Here is a 16,509-nt window from a genome sequence, read left to right as displayed (position 1 = left end):
GAGCCCATGATGTCCGCCGCCCTTGCCACTGCCCCCGCACCGTCCGCCCTGGCGCTGATCCCGTTTGTCAGCGTCTCTGCCATGATGCGGCTGGTCAACCGGATCGGGGTTGAAACCGTGCTGGCTGAACTGGCCGATGCGGTCGAGGCCGATTTCCGCCGCTGGCCGGCCTTTGACAAGACGCCGCGTGTGGCCTCGCATTCGCAGGTGGGGGTGATCGAGCTGATGCCCGCGTCGGATGGCGATTTCTACGGGTTCAAATATGTCAACGGCCATCCGGCCAATCCGGCGCGCGGCCTGCAGACGGTCACGGCCTTTGGCGTGCTGGCCGAGGTGGCGACCGGCTATCCCGTGCTGCTGAGCGAGATGACGCTGTTGACCGCGCTGCGCACTGCGGCGACCTCGGCCATGGCGGCGCGGCATCTGGCGCCCAAGGGCGCGCGGGTGATGGCGATGATCGGCAATGGGGCGCAGTCCGAATTCCAGGCGCTGGCGTTCAAGGCGGTTTGCGGCATCGACGAGGTGCGGCTGTGGGACATTGACCCGGCCGCGACAGCCCGCTGTGCGGCCAATCTTGCGGGCTGTGGGCTGGTGGTGACGCCGTGCCGCAGCGCGGAAGCGGCCATTGAAGGCGCGCAGATCGTGACCACCTGCACTGCCGACAAGGCCCATGCGACGATCCTGACCGACAATATGGTCGGGGCCGGGGTGCATCTGAACGCGATTGGCGGGGATTGCCCGGGCAAGACGGAACTTGCGCCGGCGATCTTGCAGCGGGCGTCGATCTTTGTCGAATACCCGCCCCAGACCCGGATCGAGGGCGAGATCCAGCAGCTTGCCCCCGATCACCCGGTGACCGAGCTGTGGCAGGTGATCACCGGGCAGGCGCCGGGCCGGACCGATGCGGTGCAGATCACGCTGTTCGATGGCGTCGGCTTTGCCATCGAGGATTTCAGCGCGCTGATGTGGCTGCACAAGCGCATCAACGGGACGGGGCTTGCGCAGATGCTGGACATGATTGCCGACCCGGACGAGCCGCGCGATCTGTATGGCATGTTGTGCCGCGCCGGGGTCTGAGCGCCTGATCGTCAGGCGCGCACCATCAGCCGTTCAAGCCCATGGAAATGATAGACATTGGCATAGCGCGGCTTGCCTGACAGATGCAGGCCGGGCAGGGCGGCAAACAGCACGGGCAGGGCGATCTGCAACTCCAGCCGGGCCAGCGGTGCGCCAACACAGAAATGCAGCCCGGCGCCAAAGGACAGATTGCCCTGATCGGCGCGGGCCGGCTTGAACTTTTGCGGCGCATCGTAAAGGCGCGGGTCGCGGTTGGCCGCGCCCAGAAGGCAGGCCACCTGATCACCGCGCCGGAAGCTGTGGCCCATCACCTCGATGTCCTCATAGGCCCAGCGGGTGAACAGGTGCAGCGGCGGATCCCAGCGCAGGATCTCCTCGACCGTGGCGCCGATCCGGTCGGGGGCCAGCGCCTCGGGGCCGGTCTTGTGCTGCAGCAGCGCCTTGACCCCGTTGCCAAGGGTGTGAACCGTGGCTTCGTGCCCGGCGTTGAGCAACAGGATGCAGGTGGTGATCAGCTCGTCGGTGGACAGCCGCTCGCCCTCGGTCTCGGCGGCGATCAGATGGGTGATCAGATCGTCGGCCGGCTTGGCGCGGCGCTCGACGACATAGGCGCGCAGAAAGTCGGAAAAGTCTTGGGCGGCCGTCACGGCGGCCTCTTCCATCGCCGGGGTGCGGGCCGCCTGATACATGCCGACCATGGCATTCGACCAGCGCAGCAGATCGGGGGCCATCGTCTCGGGCACCCCCAGCAGGCGGGCAATGATGCGCACCGGCAGCGGCTGGGCAAAGCCGGTCAGCAGATCGAAGGGGGCATCGCGCGGCAGGGCAGCGGCCAGCTCTTGCGCCAGCGCCGTGATGTCTGGCCCCAGCGCGGCAATCCGGCGCGAGGTGAAGGCGCGCAGCACCAGGCTGCGCAGCCTTGTATGGCGGGGCGGCTCCAGCTCCAGCATGGAATGGGCCTCGACGGCGTAGAACGGGGCCAGCCGGTCGGGGATGGGCTGGCGCTGTTCGGCCGGTTCCTCGCGGCCAAAGCGGCGGTCGCGCAGGATGGCATTCACCGCCGCGTGGCTGACGGCGGCGGGCATGTCATAATCCTCCCACCAGAAGATCGGGCCAAAGGCGCGGGCGCGGTCATAAAAGGCGTAAGGATCCTGCACAAAGGCCGGATCGGCGGGCGATTGGGAAAGGCGTTGCATGGTGTCCTGCGGCTGGTCGTCGCCGCAGGATAGGCGCAGATCAGCGCCCCCGCCAGATCCAGCCGCCACCCAGCACGCGGCTGCTGTCCGGGGCATAGAACACACAGGCCTGCCCGGCGCTGACGCCATCTTCGGGGGTGAACAGCTCTACCTCGGCCTCGGTGTCCGAGAGGGGGCGGATGATTGCGGGCCGCGGCGGGCGGGTCGAGCGGACCTTGACCGCCACCTCCCATTCGGGCCGCGACGACAGCGGTTCATCGCCCAGCCAGTTCACCTCGCGCACCGGGACGGTGCGGGTGGACAGCGCCTCTTTGGGGCCGACGATGACGCGGCGGGTGTCCGGGTCCAGCCGCACGACATAGAGCGGCTCGGCCAGCCCGCCGATGCCCAGCCCCTTGCGTTGCCCGATCGTGTAATGGATCACCCCGCGATGTTCGCCCAAGGGGGTGCCGTCCATGTCGACGATCTGCCCCGGATCGGCCGCACCAGGGCGCAGCTTTTCGATCACGCTGGCATAATTGCCGTTCGGCACGAAACAGATGTCCTGACTGTCCGGCTTGTCGGCCACCGGCAGCCCGTATTTCGCCGCCAGCGCCCTGGTTTCCGCCTTGGATTTCAGATGCCCCAGCGGAAAGCGCAGGTAATCCAGCTGCTCCGGTGTGGTCGAGAACAGGAAATAGCTCTGGTCGCGGTTCGCATCGGCCGCACAATGCAGCTCGGGCCCCGCCGCGCCCATCTTGCGCTGGATGTAATGGCCGGTCGCCATGCAATCGGCATCCAGCTCGCGCGCGGTATTCAGCAGGTCCTTGAACTTCACCCGTTCATTGCAGCGGATGCAGGGCACCGGGGTCGCGCCGGCCAGATAGGCATCGGCGAATTCCTCGATCACCGCCTCGCGAAAGGTGTTCTCGTAGTCCAGCACATAATGGGGGAACCCCATCGTCTCGGCCACGCGGCGCGCATCGTGAATGTCACGCCCCGCGCAGCAGGCGCCCTTTTTCGCCAGTGCAGCGCCATGGTCATAAAGCTGCAGGGTCACGCCGACGACATCATAGCCCTCTTCGGCCAGCATGGCCGCGACGACCGAGGAATCGACGCCGCCCGACATCGCCACGACGACGCGGGTATCGGCAGGGGCTTTGGGCAGGCCCAGCGAGTTGGGGGGCACATCACGCGGCATGGTCGGTCTCCCGGAATGCAAAGGGATATAGGAAAATGCTGCGCATTCTCCAACCCCCTGCTTCACCGCTCCTTAAGCCTGTCCGCGCAGCATCGCAGGCCAAGGATAGGGGAATGCCGATGTATCTCAAACGTGTCGAGGGGCCGCGCCAGATTACCTTGCCCGATGGCAGCATCCTGTCGCGCGCCGATCTGCCACCGCCCGATACCCGTCGCTGGGTGGCCAGCCGCAAGGCCGTTGTGGTCAAGGCGGTGATTCATGGCCTGATTCCGCGCGACGAGGCGCTGGAACGCTATGCGCTGTCGGATGAGGAATTCGAATTGTGGTGCAGCGCGGTGCAGACCCACGGGGAAAAGGCGCTCAAGGTCACGACGTTGCAGAAATACAGACAACTTTAGATTGTATTCTGGAAATGTTCTGCCAAGGTAACCTGCGATTAACCATTGCTCGCGAAAGTCGTTCGTGACGCGGCTGCCAAAGCGGAGACATCATATGCGCATCCTGCTGGTCGAAGACGATCCCACGACCTCCCGCAGCATCGAATTGATGCTGACCCATGCCAACCTCAATGTCTATTGCACCGATCTGGGGGAAGAAGGGATCGATCTTGCGAAGCTTTACGATTACGATCTGATCTTGCTGGATCTGAACCTTCCCGACATGAACGGGCACGAGGTTCTGCGTCAGCTGCGCATTGCGCGGGTCGACACGCCCATCCTGATCCTGTCCGGGGCCGACGATACCGACAGCAAGATCAAGGGCTTCGGCTTTGGGGCAGACGATTACCTGACCAAGCCCTTTCACCGCGAAGAGCTGGTGGCCCGCATTCATGCGATCATCCGCCGGTCCAAGGGGCATTCGCAATCGGTGATCCGCACGGGGCGCGTGTGCGTCAACCTTGATGCCAAGACCGTCGATGTCGAGGGCAAGACCGTCCATCTGACCGGCAAGGAATATCAGATGCTGGAACTGCTGTCGCTGCGCAAGGGCACGACGCTGACCAAGGAGATGTTCCTCAACCATCTTTACGGTGGCATGGATGAACCGGAATTGAAGATCATCGATGTGTTCATCTGCAAGTTGCGCAAGAAACTGGCCGAGGCGACGGGCGGCCAGAACCATATCGAAACCGTCTGGGGCCGCGGCTATGTGCTGCGCGATCCGGTGACGGGCGAGGGGGACCGGCTCGCGGCCTCGGCCTGACTTCCCTTATCGCGCGCGCGCCCCTAAACAATGGGGCGAGTGCTGCGGAGGGTGTCATGGGCGAAAAGCCGGCAGAACAGATGACGAAGACCGAGGCTGCGGCGGAATGGGCCGATCTGGCCGGCAAGGTCGCTGGGGCAAACATCGCCTATCACCGCGACGATGCGCCAACGATCAGCGATGCCGACTATGACGCGATGAAGCGCCGGCTGGCCGCGCTGGAACAGGCGTTCCCCGAACTGGCCGATTCGCTCAGCCCGACCGCGCAGGTGGGTGGCCCCCTGGCCGAAGGGTTCGGCAAGGTCCGCCATCAGGTGCCGATGCTGAGCCTCGAAAACGCGTTCGACGCCGAGGAGGTGCGCGATTTCGTCGATCGGGTGCGCAAGTTCCTGGCGTTGCCCGCAGCCCCTGCCTTCACGGCCGAGCCCAAGATCGACGGGCTCAGCCTGTCGCTGCGCTATGAGAACGGCGTTCTGGAGCAGGCCGCAACCCGCGGCGATGGCGAGGTGGGCGAAAATGTCACGGCCAACGCCCTGACCATCCCCGATATTCCCCAGCGGCTGATCGGTGCCCCCGAGGTTCTGGAGGTGCGGGGCGAGGTCTACATGAGCCACGCCGATTTCGCCGCGCTGAATGCCGCGCAGGAAGAGCGGGGCGACAAGCCCTTTGCCAACCCCCGCAATGCTGCCGCCGGCAGCCTGCGCCAGCTGGATGCCACGATCACCGCCGCCCGCCCGCTGCGCTTCTTTGCGTATGCCTGGGGCGCGCTCAGCGCGCCGCTCTCGGAAACCCAGCTGGGCGCCATCGAGCGGCTGCACGCGTTTGGCTTTCAGACCAACCCTTTGACCGTGCTGTGCAATTCGCCAGATGCCTTGCTGGCCCATTACGCCGTGATCGAGGCGCAGCGCGCCACCTTGGGCTATGATATCGACGGCGTGGTCTACAAGGTCAACGATCTGGCGCTGCAACAGCGGCTTGGGTTTCGCGCCAATACGCCCCGCTGGGCGATTGCGCACAAGTTCCCGGCCGAAACCGCCTGGACGCGGCTGGAGGGGATCGACATTCAGGTCGGCCGCACGGGCGCCCTGTCGCCGGTTGCGCGGCTGACCCCGGTGACGGTGGGCGGTGTGGTGGTGTCGAACGCGACGCTCCACAACGAGGACTACATTGCCGGCCGCGACAGCCAGGGCGCGCCGATCCGGGGCGGCAAGGACATTCGCATCGGCGATTGGGTGCAGGTCTACCGCGCGGGCGATGTGATCCCCAAGGTGGCCGACGTGGACCTGTCGCGCCGCGAGCAGGCAAGCCAGCCCTACGCCTTCCCCGAAACTTGCCCTGAATGTGGCAGCCCCGCCATCCGCGAGGCGGGCGATTCTATCCGGCGTTGCACCGGCGGGTTGGTCTGTCCGGCGCAGGCGGTGGAAAAGCTGCGCCATTTCGTCAGCCGTTCGGCCTTTGACATCGAAGGGCTGGGCAGCAAGCAGGTGGAATTCTTCCATGCGCTTGGCCGGGTGGCGGAGCCAGCCGACATCTTCTTGCTGAAGGACCGCGATGGATCGGACGCCGCCATCGCTGCCGATCCCGGTCGCCATCTGGGCGATCACTGGACGCAGGCCCATGCCGCCCTTGCCGAAATGCTGCGCGCCGCCGGTATTCCGGTCGAGGAGGGCAACGCTGGCCATCTGGTCACCGCGCTGCGCCATCTGGCCACCCGCCCGCTGGCCCAAGTCAAGGGATGGGGCGAGCAATCGGCCGCCAAGCTGTTCGCCGCCATCGACGAGCGGCGCCGCATCCCGCTGGCGCGGCTGATCTTCGCCCTTGGCATCCGCCATGTCGGCGAAGTGGCAGCCAAGGATCTGGCCCGCCATTTCGGCAGCTGGCCCGCGCTGGCCGAGGCGGTGGATGCCGCCTTGCCCGCCGCGCGTCGCCATCTGGAGGCCGATGAGGCGGAATCGGCCGAACGGTCCGATGCCGCGCTGACCGGCCGCCGGGCCGAAATTGCCCGCTCGCGCGATCGGGTCTGGTCCGCCACGCCGCTGCCCCCCGGCGCCCGGGCCGCCTGGGACGATCTTCTGGCGATCGAGGGGGTGGGCGCCGTGCTCGCGGTCTCGCTGGTCACGACGCTGGACAAGGGCGGGCACGAACGCGCCGCCGTCGACCGTCTGGTGGCCCAGCTGTCCGAGATCGAGCCCCCCGAGGCCCGCGCCAGCGCCAGCCCGGTGACCGGCAAGACCGTCGTCTTTACCGGAACGCTCGAACAGATGACCCGGGCCGAGGCCAAGGCCCGCGCCGAATCGCTGGGGGCCAAGGTGGCGGGGTCGGTCTCGGCCAAGACCGATTATCTGGTGGCCGGTCCAGGCGCAGGGTCCAAGGCCACCAAGGCCGCTGAGCTTGGCATCACCGTCCTGACCGAAGCCGAATGGCTGGAGATGATCGGCGGATGAGCCGGCCCGAGTCCCTGTTTCCGCTGTTCGCAGGGCTGGAAACCCTGCCAGGTGTGGGCGAGAAATCGGCCCGCGCCTTTCAGGGGCTTGATATTGCGCGCCCGCGCGATCTGATTTTCCTGCTGCCGCATTCGGTGGTGGACCGGCGGCGCCGCGAGTCGATCCGCGATGTGACGCCGCCTTGCGTGCTGACCGTCGAGGTCGAGGTCGGCGCCCATTTCCCGGCGCGGCGCAAGGGGGGCGCCTCGCGGGTGATGGTGCGCGATGCGCTGACCGAATTCCCGCTGGTGTTCTTTCATCAGCGCGGGGAATATCTGCAAAGGCAGTTGCCATCCGGCCAGCGCCGCCTGATCTCGGGCAAGGTCGAGCTGTTCGACGGTATCGCCCAGATGGTCCACCCCGACCATATCCTGCCCCCGGATGAAGGCGCCGATCTGCCCGAGTTCGAGCCGGTCTATCCCGCCGCCGCCGGGCTGACGCAAAAGCTGATCCACAAGGCGGTGCACGGCGCGCTGGCCCGCCTGCCACAGGCCCCCGAATGGATCGACCCGCATCTTCTGACGCGTGAGGGCTGGCCCGGCTGGAATGCCGCCGTGGCCGCCGTCCATGCGCCGCAAGGCATCGCGGATCTGGCGCCCACCGCGCCTGCGCGCCAGCGCCTTGCCTATGACGAACTCTTTGCCCATCAACTGACGCTGGCACTGGCCCGGGCCCAGGCGCGCCGCAAGCCGGGACGTCAGACACGCGGCCATGGGCGGCTTCAGGCGCAGGTGCTGGCCGGCTTGCCCTATCGCCCGACCAACGCCCAGGTCCGGGCGGTTTCGGAAATCGCCGGTGACATGGCGGCGGCGCAGCGGATGAACCGGCTGCTTCAGGGCGATGTGGGCGCAGGAAAAACGCTGGTCGCCCTGCTTGCGCTGCTGATCGCGGTCGAGGCAGGCGGGCAGGGCGTGATGATGGCCCCCACCGAAATCCTGGCCCGCCAGCACTGGGATGGTCTGAAACCGCTGGCCGATCTGGCCGGTGTGCGGCTGGAACTGCTGACCGGCCGCGACAAGGGCTCGGAACGGGCGGCCAAGCTGGCGGCGCTGGCCAGCGGCGAGATCGGCATTCTGGTCGGCACCCATGCCGTCTTTCAGAAGGATGTCGAATTTGCCGACCTGCGCCTTGCGGTGATTGACGAACAGCACCGGTTCGGCGTTGCCCAGCGGATGGAACTGGGGGCCAAGGGGCAGGCAGTCGATGTGCTGGTGATGACGGCCACGCCCATTCCGCGCAGCCTTGCACTGGCGCAGTTTGGCGACATGGATATTTCGGTGCTGGACGAAAAGCCGCCCGGGCGAACGCCGGTGAAAACCGTGCTGATCCCCAATTCCCGCATCGACGAGGTGGTCGCCCATCTTGCCCGCGCGGTGGCCGAGGGGCGGCAGGCCTATTGGGTCTGCCCGCTGGTCGAGGAATCCGAGGCCGTGGATCTGACCGCCGCCCAGGACCGCTTCGTGCATCTGCGCGCGGCCCTTGGCGAGGGGGTGGTCGCGCTGGTCCATGGCCAGATGCCGCCGGCCGACAAGGATGCCGCCATGGCCCGCTTCGTTGCGGGCGAGGCGCGGGTTCTGGTTGCCACCACGGTGATCGAGGTGGGGGTGAACGTGCCCAATGCCTCGATCATGGTGATCGAGCGCGCCGAAAGCTTTGGCCTGGCCCAGCTTCACCAGTTGCGGGGCCGCGTCGGGCGCGGATCGGCCGAATCGACCTGTCTGATGATGTATCAGGGGCCCTTGGGCGAAACCGCCCGCCGGCGCCTGCAGATCTTGCGCGACACCGAAGACGGCTTTCGCATCGCCGAAGAGGATCTGGCGATCCGCGGCGCCGGCGATCTGATCGGCACGGCGCAATCGGGCCTGCCGCGCTTTCGCACCGCCGATCCGGAACGTCAGGCCGGGCTGATGGCCACCGCGCAATCCGATGCGCGCGCCCTCTTGGCCGCTGATCCCGGGCTCGAAAGCCCGCGCGGCCAGGCGGCGCGGTTCCTGCTGTGGCTGCTCGATCAGGACAAGGCGATCCGGCTGATCGGCGTCGGCTGACCTGTCTTTGCCTTTTTCCAAATACCCCACGGGGAGGTCCGGAGGGGTGTGAAACCCCTCCGGGCGCAGGGCCGGGCGCGCGCTGTCAGCTCAGCGCCGCCTTCAGCCTCTGGGCCAGCGTCTCGACATCGGGCACGACCGCGGCATAATTCGCCAGCGCGGGTTCCGCGAACCCTTCCGCGATCACATGGGACATCAGCGCCAGCAACGGATCCCAATAGCCGCCGACGTTCAAAAGGAAGATCGGCTTTTCATGCAGCCCGATCTGCCGCCAGGTCAGAACCTCGAAGAATTCGTCCAGCGACCCCGCCCCGCCCGGCAGCACCACGATGGCGTCCGAGTTCATGAACATCACCTTCTTGCGCTCGTGCATGTCATCGGTGACGACCATGGTGGTCAGGCGCTTGCGGCCCTTCTCGCGGCTCATCAGATGCTGCGGGATGACCCCCATCGCCTGCGCGCCAGCGTTCTGCGCCGCCTCGGCCACCAGCCCCATCAGCCCGACATCGCCCGCGCCATAGACCAGGCGCCAGCCGCCTTCGGCAATGATGCGGCCGGTGGCACGGGCGCTTTCGGCATAGATGTCGCGCGCGCCTGTGCGCGAGCCACAAAAGACACAGACGGATCGGGGGGCGATGGACACGGGTTCTGCTCCTGCACAGAGGCTTTGACCTCTGTTACAAGGCTTCCTATGGTCGCTTCAAGCACGCCTCCGGGGAAAGGGGCGGCAAGGGGATGGGTATGACGGAAAAGACGGGGCAGTCCGGTGTGATGCTGGGCGCGGTTGCGGGTGGCGTGGCCGTGGTTGTGGCGGTGCTGGGCTGGCAGTTCTGGCCGCGCGATCCACGCGTGCCTGCGGTGGTTTCCGCACCGCCCCCGGCCGCCCCTGCGCCGGCCGTTCCGGCATCGGCACCGCAAGCCCCTGTCGCCACGCCCCCCGTGGCCAGCAAGCCTGCACCGCCAAGCTTTGATACCTTTCGCCTTGGCGATGATGGCACCGCCATCGTGGCCGGCATCGGGGCTGGCGGGCCCGAGGTGGCCATCGTGATCGACGGGGCCGAGGCCGCGCGGGCGCCGGTCGATGCCTCGGGGCGCTTTGCAGCGATCTTCTCGCTCGATGCGGCGGCCGTGCCGCGTATGATGGTGCTGCGCTTGATACTGGCCGATGGCAGCACGATCGACTCGGCGGACAGTGTGGTGATCGCGCCTGCGATCCTGACGACGGCCGCAGCCGAGGCCCCCGCAGAACCGCCGGCTCCGCAGGCCACGCCCGACCCGGCGCCTGCGGCGACGGCAGAGCCCGGGACTGCCCAGATCACGGCCGCCCCCGCGCCCGCCGCCACTGTCCCGCCCGCCGCCGCGCCCGAGGCAGCCGCAGTCAGCGTGCCGCAAGTCCCGGCAGAGGCGCCGCCCCCGCCGCTCGCCGCCGCCCCCGTCGCGGCGCCCGAGCCTGGCGCCGCGCCCCGCCCCGCCCCGCCCGCGGTTGCCAGCGCCCCGCCCCAAGCCCCGCCCGCGGCCGAGCCTGCCCCCGTGGCCGCCGCGCCCACCCCTGTGCCGGCGCCAGGCGCGGCGCAGGCGAAACCGGCCAACCTGCTCGTCTCGGACGCCGGGGTCCAGGTTCTGCGGCCAGCCCCGGATGCGGCGCTGGCGATCGACAGCATTTCTTATACCGAGCGCGGCGCCGTGCAGGTGGCAGGCAAGGGCGGCGCGGGGGCGTTCGTGCGGCTCTATCTCAACAACGCGCCGCAACTCGATACGCTGGTCGATGAGGCAGGCGCATGGCGCGGAACCTTGCCGCCGGTCGACCCGGGGCTCTACACGCTGCGCGCCGATCTGATGGACAAGGCGGGCAAGGTGCAGGCGCGATCCGAAACGCCGTTCCTGCGCGAGGCGCCAGAGGTTCTGGCCGCGGCCGGGACGGGCGCAGGCGCTGCGCAGGTGGTGACGGTTCAGCCCGGTTACACCCTGTGGGGGATTGCCCGGCGCACCTATGGCGCGGGCATCCTGTATGTGAAGGTCTTCGAGGCGAACAAGGATCAGATCCGCAATCCCGACCTGATCTATCCTGGCCAGGTCTTTGCCTTGCCGCAGCAGGACTGACGCCTGCGGGGTTTACGCGCTGCTGTTCCTTGGATAGGTGAGAGGTCTCAATTCCCACCTGGGGGCGGGCATTGGACCTGCCCCATGGAAGGCTATGATGCGCGGCAACCGTCCCGATCCGTCCCCGTCCCGCAATCCCGCACCGCAGGACGTGCCCCGCGCCCCGGCGCGCGAAACCTTGCGCCGGGTGATCCCCTATCTGTGGCCCGAGGGTCAGTCCTGGGTCAAACGGCGGGTGGTCTTTGCGCTGATCGCGCTCTTGCTGGGCAAGCTGATCTCGGTGTCGGTGCCGTGGTTCTTCAAGGCGGCGGTGGATACGCTGGGGGGCACGGCGCCCTCGGGTCTTGCGGCGGCGGTAGGGCTGGGGGCGGTTGGCCTGACGGTTGCCTATGGCCTTGCGCGGCTGCTGAACACCGTCTTTGCCGAATTGCGCGATTTCGTCTTTGTCCGCGTGGGCCAGCGCGCCTTGCGCCTGCTGGCGCTGGAAACGTTTCGCCATATCCATGCGCTGTCCTTGCGCTATCACATCACCCGCAAGACGGGGGGCCTGTCGCGGATCATCGAGCGCGGGGTCAAGGGCGTCGACTTCCTGTTGCGGTTCCTGCTGTTCTCCATCGGGCCGCTGATCCTGGAACTGGTGCTGGTCTCGACCATCTTCGCCACCTATTTCGGCCTGTCCTACATGCTGACCGTGGTGGGGGTGATCACCGCCTATATCGTCTTCACCTTTCGTGTCACCGAATGGCGGGTGCAGATCCGCCGCCGCATGAACGAGCTGGACACCGAGGCGAACCAGAAGGCCATCGACAGCCTGCTCAACTTCGAGACGGTCAAATACTTTGGCGCTGAAAAGCGCGAGGCTGAACGCTATGACCGCGCGATGGAGGGCTATGAGAAATTCGCCATCCAGACCGGGCAGTCGCTGAACTTTCTCAATGTCGGTCAGACGCTGCTGCTGACCATCGGGCTGGTGGCCGTGATGGTCATGGCGGCGATGGGCGTGCAGGCGGGCACGCTGACCGTGGGCGATTTCGTCATGGTCAACGCCTACATGATCCAGATCACCATGCCGCTGAACTTCCTGGGCTCGGTCTACCGCGAGATCCGCCAGGCGCTGGTCGATATGGGCGAGATGTTCGGCCTGCTGGGCCAGCCTGCGGAAATCGTCGACCAGGCCGGCGCCCCCGATCTGAAGGTGTCGGGCGGCGAGGTGGTGCTGGACGATGTGCATTTCGGCTATGACCCGGCGCGCCCGATCCTCAAGGGCGTGTCGGTGACGGTTCCGGCCGGGCATACGCTGGCGCTGGTCGGCCCGTCCGGGTCGGGCAAGTCGACCATCGGGCGGCTGCTGTTCCGCTTTTATGATGTGACGGGCGGCGCGCTGCGCATCGACGGTCAGGACGTGCGCGCGGTGACGCAGGACAGCCTGCACGCGGCCATCGGGGTCGTTCCGCAAGATACCGTGCTGTTCAACGATACGGTGCTTTACAACATCGCCTATGGCCGCCCCGAGGCCAGCCGCGCGGAAATCGAGGCGGCCGCCAAGGCCGCGCGGATCCACGATTTCATCATGTCGCTGCCCGAAGGCTACGAGACCAAGGTGGGCGAGCGGGGCCTGAAGCTGTCGGGCGGCGAAAAGCAGCGGGTGGGCATTGCGCGCACCTTGCTGAAGAACCCGCCGATCCTGCTCTTGGACGAGGCGACCAGCGCGCTGGATACCCAGACCGAACGCGATATCCAGGAATCCTTGCGCGAGATGGGGCAGGGCCGCACCGTCATCATGATCGCGCACCGGCTGTCGACGGTGGCCGATGCCGACGAGATCGTCGTTCTGGAACACGGTCAGATCGTCGAGCGTGGCCGGCACGAGGCCTTGCTGGCCAAGGGCGGCCGCTATGCGGCCATGTGGGCCCGCCAATCGGCCGAGGTCGCATGAGCGCAGGGATCGCCCGGATGACCGGGCGGTCCTGTCGGCTGCGGCAGGCTCAGGCCGGGATCAGCCGGATCATGTCCAGCGTCAGCGCCTGGGCCGTGGCCGATGTGATCTGCGCCACCGCATCACCATCGACCGTCAGGCTCCAGCTGCCTTGACCGTTGCCAGCGATCTCGATCTGCGGGGCCATCGGCTGGCCGGCTGCATCCAGCTGCGGGGTATAGAGCAGCTCCAGCATGTCCTGATCGGGGTCGAAATCCAGCACCTGTGCCGGCCCGGTCAGATCCGGGTTGGTCTCGTCCAGCCGGAACGTGTCGGCCCCCTCGCCGCCAAGGCCGATGTCTTGCGCGCCCATCAGCAGCAGATCGTCGCCCGCCCCGCCAAGCAACGTGTCGATTCCGTCAAATTCGCCAAGATTGGTGTTCGCGGTATCGGCCGCCAGACCGGACAGCACGTCAGTGCCATCGTTGCCGACGACCATGTCGTTGCCGCTGCCGCCGGTGACCGTATCGTCGCCCGACCCGCCGAACAGCGTGTCATCGCCGCCATTGCCGGTCAGGCGGTCATCGCCCTCTTCGCCCGAGACCCGGTCATCGCCGACGCCAGCGTCGATCCGGTCGTTGCCGGCGCCGCCCAGGGCAATGTCGGACCCCGCGCGCATGTAAAGAACGTCGTCGCCGGCGCCCCCATCGGCGAAATCCGCGCCGTCCGATGCATCCAGCGCATCGTCCCCATCGCCCAGATACCATGCCAAATCGCGCGCTGATCCGGCGGTCAATGCGTCGCTGTCCTCTGTGCCGCGCACCTCGGCGCTGTAATCGCCTGTCTCCAGGGTGCCTCGGTCATCGTCGGCGGTGTCGTCAAACTCTGATGATCCGGTATCGTCCTCTGGGGGTGGCAGATCGTCGCTGTCATCGGCCGCAGCGGTGCGGTTGTCGAGCAGGCCAAGTTCGCCCGCCATCAGCAATGCAAAAAGCCCCGCATAGATCAGCATGGGTCATCCTTTCCGTTCGGTTCCGTCCTGCCGGGGCAATCGGGCCGAAATGCGGAGATCGGGCGGCGCAGTCGTGGCCGGGTGCCGGGGGCGCCGGGGGTTGGCAAGCCCGCGCGCTTGCGTGTAAGACGGGCCGACCCTGAACCGGAGGCGACCTTGTCGAACACCGACAGCTTCATCGACGAAGTGACAGAAGAGGTCCGCCGCGACCGGCTTTTCGGCTATTTCCGCCGCTATGGCTGGATCGGCGTCGTGGGCGTCGTGGCGCTGGTGGGCGGGGCGGCCTATTACGAATGGCAGGCCCATCAGGCCCGCCAGAAGGCCGAGCGCTTTGGCGATGCCGTGATGGCGGCGCTGGATGCGGGCGATGCGCCCGCGCGGGCCGAGGCGCTGGCCGCCATTCCCGCAACCGGCGATGATGCCGCGCTGCTGCGCCTGATGGCCGCGGGCGAGGCGCTGGCTGGCCCCGAGGGCGCGGCGCGCGACAAGGCGCTGGCCGATCTGGCGGCAGTGGCGGCGGATGGAACCGTCTCGCCGCTGTGGCGCGATCTGGCCGCGCTGCGCCGGCTGTCTGCGCCGGGCGGGGTGGTTCCGGCGGCCGAACGCGCCGCCGGGCTGGCCGCGCTGGCCGAACAGGGACGCCCGTTCCGCCCGCTGGCGCTGGAACAGATCGCGCTCGACAAGCTGGCAGGCGGCGACAAGGCTGGCGCGCTGGCGGATTTCCGTGTGCTGGCAAGCGATCCGCAGGCGCCTTCGGCCTTGCGCGCGCGGGCTGGGCAGATGATTGTGGTCCTGGGCGGCGGGACCGAACCCGCACAGAACTAGGCCGGACACCGCCTTTCAGGGCGTGGAACCGCGGCAAAAGGGCAGGGGAAGACGTATCGTGGCAAGGATCCTTGGGTTGATGGGGGCGGTCGCGCTGGTCGGTGCCTTGGCATCGTGTGAACGTGCGACGATTCTTTCCGGGCAACGGTTCGACACCCGGACCCCGCTGGATGAAACCTTGCCGGCGTCCGAAGGGGCGCGGGTGCCCGATGCGGCCTTGCCGGAAAACCGCAGCCTTCCGGTGTCAGTGGGGGCCGCAGTCAGCAATGCCGACTGGTCGCACCGTGCGGGCAGCCCGTCGCATGCGATGCCCAATCTGGCCCTGTCGGCCGCGCCGCAGCGGATCTGGGCGGCCGCGATCGGTGCTGGCGACAACCGCCGCAACCGGATTGCGACCGCGCCGATCGTCTCGGGCGGCAAGGTGTTCGCCATGGATGCCCGCAACCGGCTGACGGCCCTTGCCGCCGCGTCGGGTGGGGTTGTCTGGACGCTGGATGTGACCCCCACGGGCGAGAGCTCCGAGGCGGCAAGCGGCGGCGGGCTGGCTGCGGGCGATGGCAAGCTGTTCGTGACGACCGGCTTTGGCGAATTGCTGGCGCTGAACCCGGCCTCGGGCGCGGTGCTGTGGCGCCAGCGGTTTGATGGCCCGGTCTCGGGCGCGCCGACGGTCGTGGGCGGCACGGTCTATGTCTCGGGCCGCGATGGCGCAGGCTGGGCGGTGAACGCGGCCGATGGCAAGCTGACCTGGGTGCAGGGCGGCGTGCGCAGCGGTGCGGGCGTCACGGGCGGCGTGGCCCCGGCGGTGTCCGACCGGCTGGTCGTGCTGCCCTATTCCTCGGGCCAGGTCATTGCGCTCGACCGCACCAGCGGCGAGGTGAAATGGCAAGCTGCCGTCGTTGGCCAGCGTGCCGGGCGCGCGGCGGCCTTTGTCTCGGAGGTCAGCGGCGATCCGGTGATCACGGGCGGCAAGGTCTATGTCGGCTCGGCAGCCGGCCGCACGGCAGCTTTTGCCGCCGACACGGGCGCCATGCTGTGGGAAGCCCGCGAGGGCGCCATGGGCCCGGTCTGGCCGGCTGGCAATGCCGTGTTCCTGATCTCGGACATTGGCGATCTGGTCCGGCTGGATGCCACCACGGGCGAGACGGTCTGGTCGGTGCCGATGGGCCATTTCGTCAAGGACAAGGTCAAGCGCCAGCGCGATGTGCGCGCCCATTTCGGCCCGATCATGGCAGGCGGGCGGCTGGTCGTGGCCTCGTCCGACGGGCTGGTGCGGTTCTATGCCCCGGACAGCGGCGCCCCGCTTGGCATGATCGAGATGCAATCGGGCGCTGCTGCCCCGCCGGCGGTGGCCGGCGGCACCCTGTTCGTCGTTACCGAAAACGGGCAGGTTCAGGCTTTCCGCTGAACGCGAAAGCGTGTAGGACGCTGGTTTTGGTGCGGGGTATCCGATCCCGTGCCCGACCGGAGACCGTG

Annotated in this window: 13 protein-coding genes; 9 read left to right on the top strand and 4 right to left on the bottom strand. The window is 67.6% G+C overall.

Annotation, left to right across the window (positions count from 1 at the left end):
• Window positions 1-9: 9 nt before the first annotated feature.
• On the top strand, window positions 10-1,077 hold the full coding sequence (locus G481_RS0102555; RefSeq protein ID WP_035024799.1) for an ornithine cyclodeaminase: 1,068 nt from the start codon (window positions 10-12) through the stop codon (window positions 1,075-1,077).
• A gap of 11 nt (window positions 1,078-1,088) precedes the next feature.
• On the opposite strand, the gene G481_RS0102550 is transcribed toward G481_RS0102555, so the two are convergent.
• Together G481_RS0102550 and mnmA are read right to left on the bottom strand one after the other, a co-directional pair.
• Window positions 1,089-2,273 (bottom strand): cytochrome P450, encoded by a 1,185-nt coding sequence (locus tag G481_RS0102550; protein ID WP_028028604.1) that lies wholly within the window; start codon window positions 2,271-2,273, stop codon window positions 1,089-1,091.
• 40 nt (window positions 2,274-2,313) lie between these two features.
• On the bottom strand, window positions 2,314-3,453 hold the full coding sequence (gene mnmA, locus G481_RS0102545) for a tRNA 2-thiouridine(34) synthase MnmA (protein WP_028028603.1): 1,140 nt from the start codon (window positions 3,451-3,453) through the stop codon (window positions 2,314-2,316).
• A gap of 119 nt (window positions 3,454-3,572) precedes the next feature.
• Here mnmA and sciP point away from each other — a divergent pair, with 119 nt between their 5' ends.
• The 4 genes from sciP to recG all read left to right on the top strand — a co-directional run bounded on the left by sciP (window position 3,573) and on the right by recG (window position 9,184).
• On the top strand, window positions 3,573-3,851 hold the full coding sequence (gene sciP, locus G481_RS0102540; protein WP_028028602.1) for a CtrA inhibitor SciP: 279 nt from the start codon (window positions 3,573-3,575) through the stop codon (window positions 3,849-3,851).
• Window positions 3,852-3,945: 94 nt separating this feature from the next.
• Complete coding sequence (gene ctrA, locus G481_RS0102535; RefSeq protein WP_028028601.1) at window positions 3,946-4,656, top strand: response regulator transcription factor CtrA; 711 nt, start codon at window positions 3,946-3,948, stop codon at window positions 4,654-4,656.
• 56 nt (window positions 4,657-4,712) lie between these two features.
• Entirely contained in the window at window positions 4,713-7,100 is a 2,388-nt protein-coding gene (ligA, locus tag G481_RS0102530) for an NAD-dependent DNA ligase LigA (protein WP_028028600.1), read from the top strand.
• Window positions 7,097-9,184, top strand: a complete 2,088-nt coding sequence (gene recG, locus G481_RS0102525; protein ID WP_028028599.1) for an ATP-dependent DNA helicase RecG — start codon at window positions 7,097-7,099, stop codon at window positions 9,182-9,184. The genes ligA and recG overlap by 4 nt, the downstream gene beginning before the upstream one ends.
• Window positions 9,185-9,269: 85 nt before the next feature.
• Here recG and G481_RS0102520 read toward each other — a convergent pair whose 3' ends face one another.
• A complete protein-coding gene (locus G481_RS0102520) occupies window positions 9,270-9,821 on the bottom strand; it encodes an LOG family protein (RefSeq protein WP_035024950.1) in 552 nt (183 codons plus the stop codon).
• Window positions 9,822-9,925: 104 nt separating this feature from the next.
• Between G481_RS0102520 and G481_RS24970 the strand changes: the two genes are divergently transcribed.
• Both G481_RS24970 and G481_RS0102510 read left to right on the top strand, forming a co-directional pair.
• Complete coding sequence (locus G481_RS24970) at window positions 9,926-11,284, top strand: LysM peptidoglycan-binding domain-containing protein (protein ID WP_051294251.1); 1,359 nt, start codon at window positions 9,926-9,928, stop codon at window positions 11,282-11,284.
• Window positions 11,285-11,381: 97 nt separating this feature from the next.
• A complete protein-coding gene (locus tag G481_RS0102510; RefSeq protein WP_028028597.1) occupies window positions 11,382-13,220 on the top strand; it encodes an ABCB family ABC transporter ATP-binding protein/permease in 1,839 nt (612 codons plus the stop codon).
• A 49-nt stretch (window positions 13,221-13,269) separates the two neighbouring features.
• Here G481_RS0102510 and G481_RS24965 read toward each other — a convergent pair whose 3' ends face one another.
• Entirely contained in the window at window positions 13,270-14,211 is a 942-nt protein-coding gene (locus tag G481_RS24965; protein WP_051294250.1) for a calcium-binding protein, read from the bottom strand.
• A 156-nt stretch (window positions 14,212-14,367) separates the two neighbouring features.
• Between G481_RS24965 and G481_RS0102500 the strand changes: the two genes are divergently transcribed.
• Together G481_RS0102500 and G481_RS0102495 are read left to right on the top strand one after the other, a co-directional pair.
• Window positions 14,368-15,036 (top strand): hypothetical protein, encoded by a 669-nt coding sequence (locus tag G481_RS0102500; RefSeq protein ID WP_028028596.1) that lies wholly within the window; start codon window positions 14,368-14,370, stop codon window positions 15,034-15,036.
• A gap of 58 nt (window positions 15,037-15,094) precedes the next feature.
• Window positions 15,095-16,441, top strand: coding sequence for a PQQ-binding-like beta-propeller repeat protein (locus tag G481_RS0102495; RefSeq protein WP_028028595.1), 1,347 nt, complete (start codon window positions 15,095-15,097; stop codon window positions 16,439-16,441).
• Window positions 16,442-16,509 lie beyond the last annotated feature (68 nt).

This window comes from Gemmobacter nectariphilus DSM 15620 (genome assembly GCF_000429765.1).
Lineage (GTDB): Bacteria > Pseudomonadota > Alphaproteobacteria > Rhodobacterales > Rhodobacteraceae > Wagnerdoeblera > Wagnerdoeblera nectariphila.
Note: the sequence above shows the minus strand (reverse complement) of the source record. Positions and strands in the feature narration are given on the sequence as shown.

Coding starts and splice junctions, on each gene's coding strand:
- sciP (WP_028028602.1), top strand. CDS start 3,573: ATGTATCTCAAACGTGTCGAGGGGCCGCGCCAGATTACCTTGCCCGAT.
- G481_RS0102510 (WP_028028597.1), top strand. CDS start 11,382: ATGCGCGGCAACCGTCCCGATCCGTCCCCGTCCCGCAATCCCGCACCG.
- G481_RS0102555 (WP_035024799.1), top strand. CDS start 10: ATGTCCGCCGCCCTTGCCACTGCCCCCGCACCGTCCGCCCTGGCGCTG.
- G481_RS0102550 (WP_028028604.1), bottom strand. CDS start 2,273: ATGCAACGCCTTTCCCAATCGCCCGCCGATCCGGCCTTTGTGCAGGAT.
- ctrA (WP_028028601.1), top strand. CDS start 3,946: ATGCGCATCCTGCTGGTCGAAGACGATCCCACGACCTCCCGCAGCATC.
- ligA (WP_028028600.1), top strand. CDS start 4,713: ATGGGCGAAAAGCCGGCAGAACAGATGACGAAGACCGAGGCTGCGGCG.
- G481_RS24965 (WP_051294250.1), bottom strand. CDS start 14,211: ATGCTGATCTATGCGGGGCTTTTTGCATTGCTGATGGCGGGCGAACTT.
- G481_RS24970 (WP_051294251.1), top strand. CDS start 9,926: ATGACGGAAAAGACGGGGCAGTCCGGTGTGATGCTGGGCGCGGTTGCG.
- mnmA (WP_028028603.1), bottom strand. CDS start 3,453: ATGCCGCGTGATGTGCCCCCCAACTCGCTGGGCCTGCCCAAAGCCCCT.
- recG (WP_028028599.1), top strand. CDS start 7,097: ATGAGCCGGCCCGAGTCCCTGTTTCCGCTGTTCGCAGGGCTGGAAACC.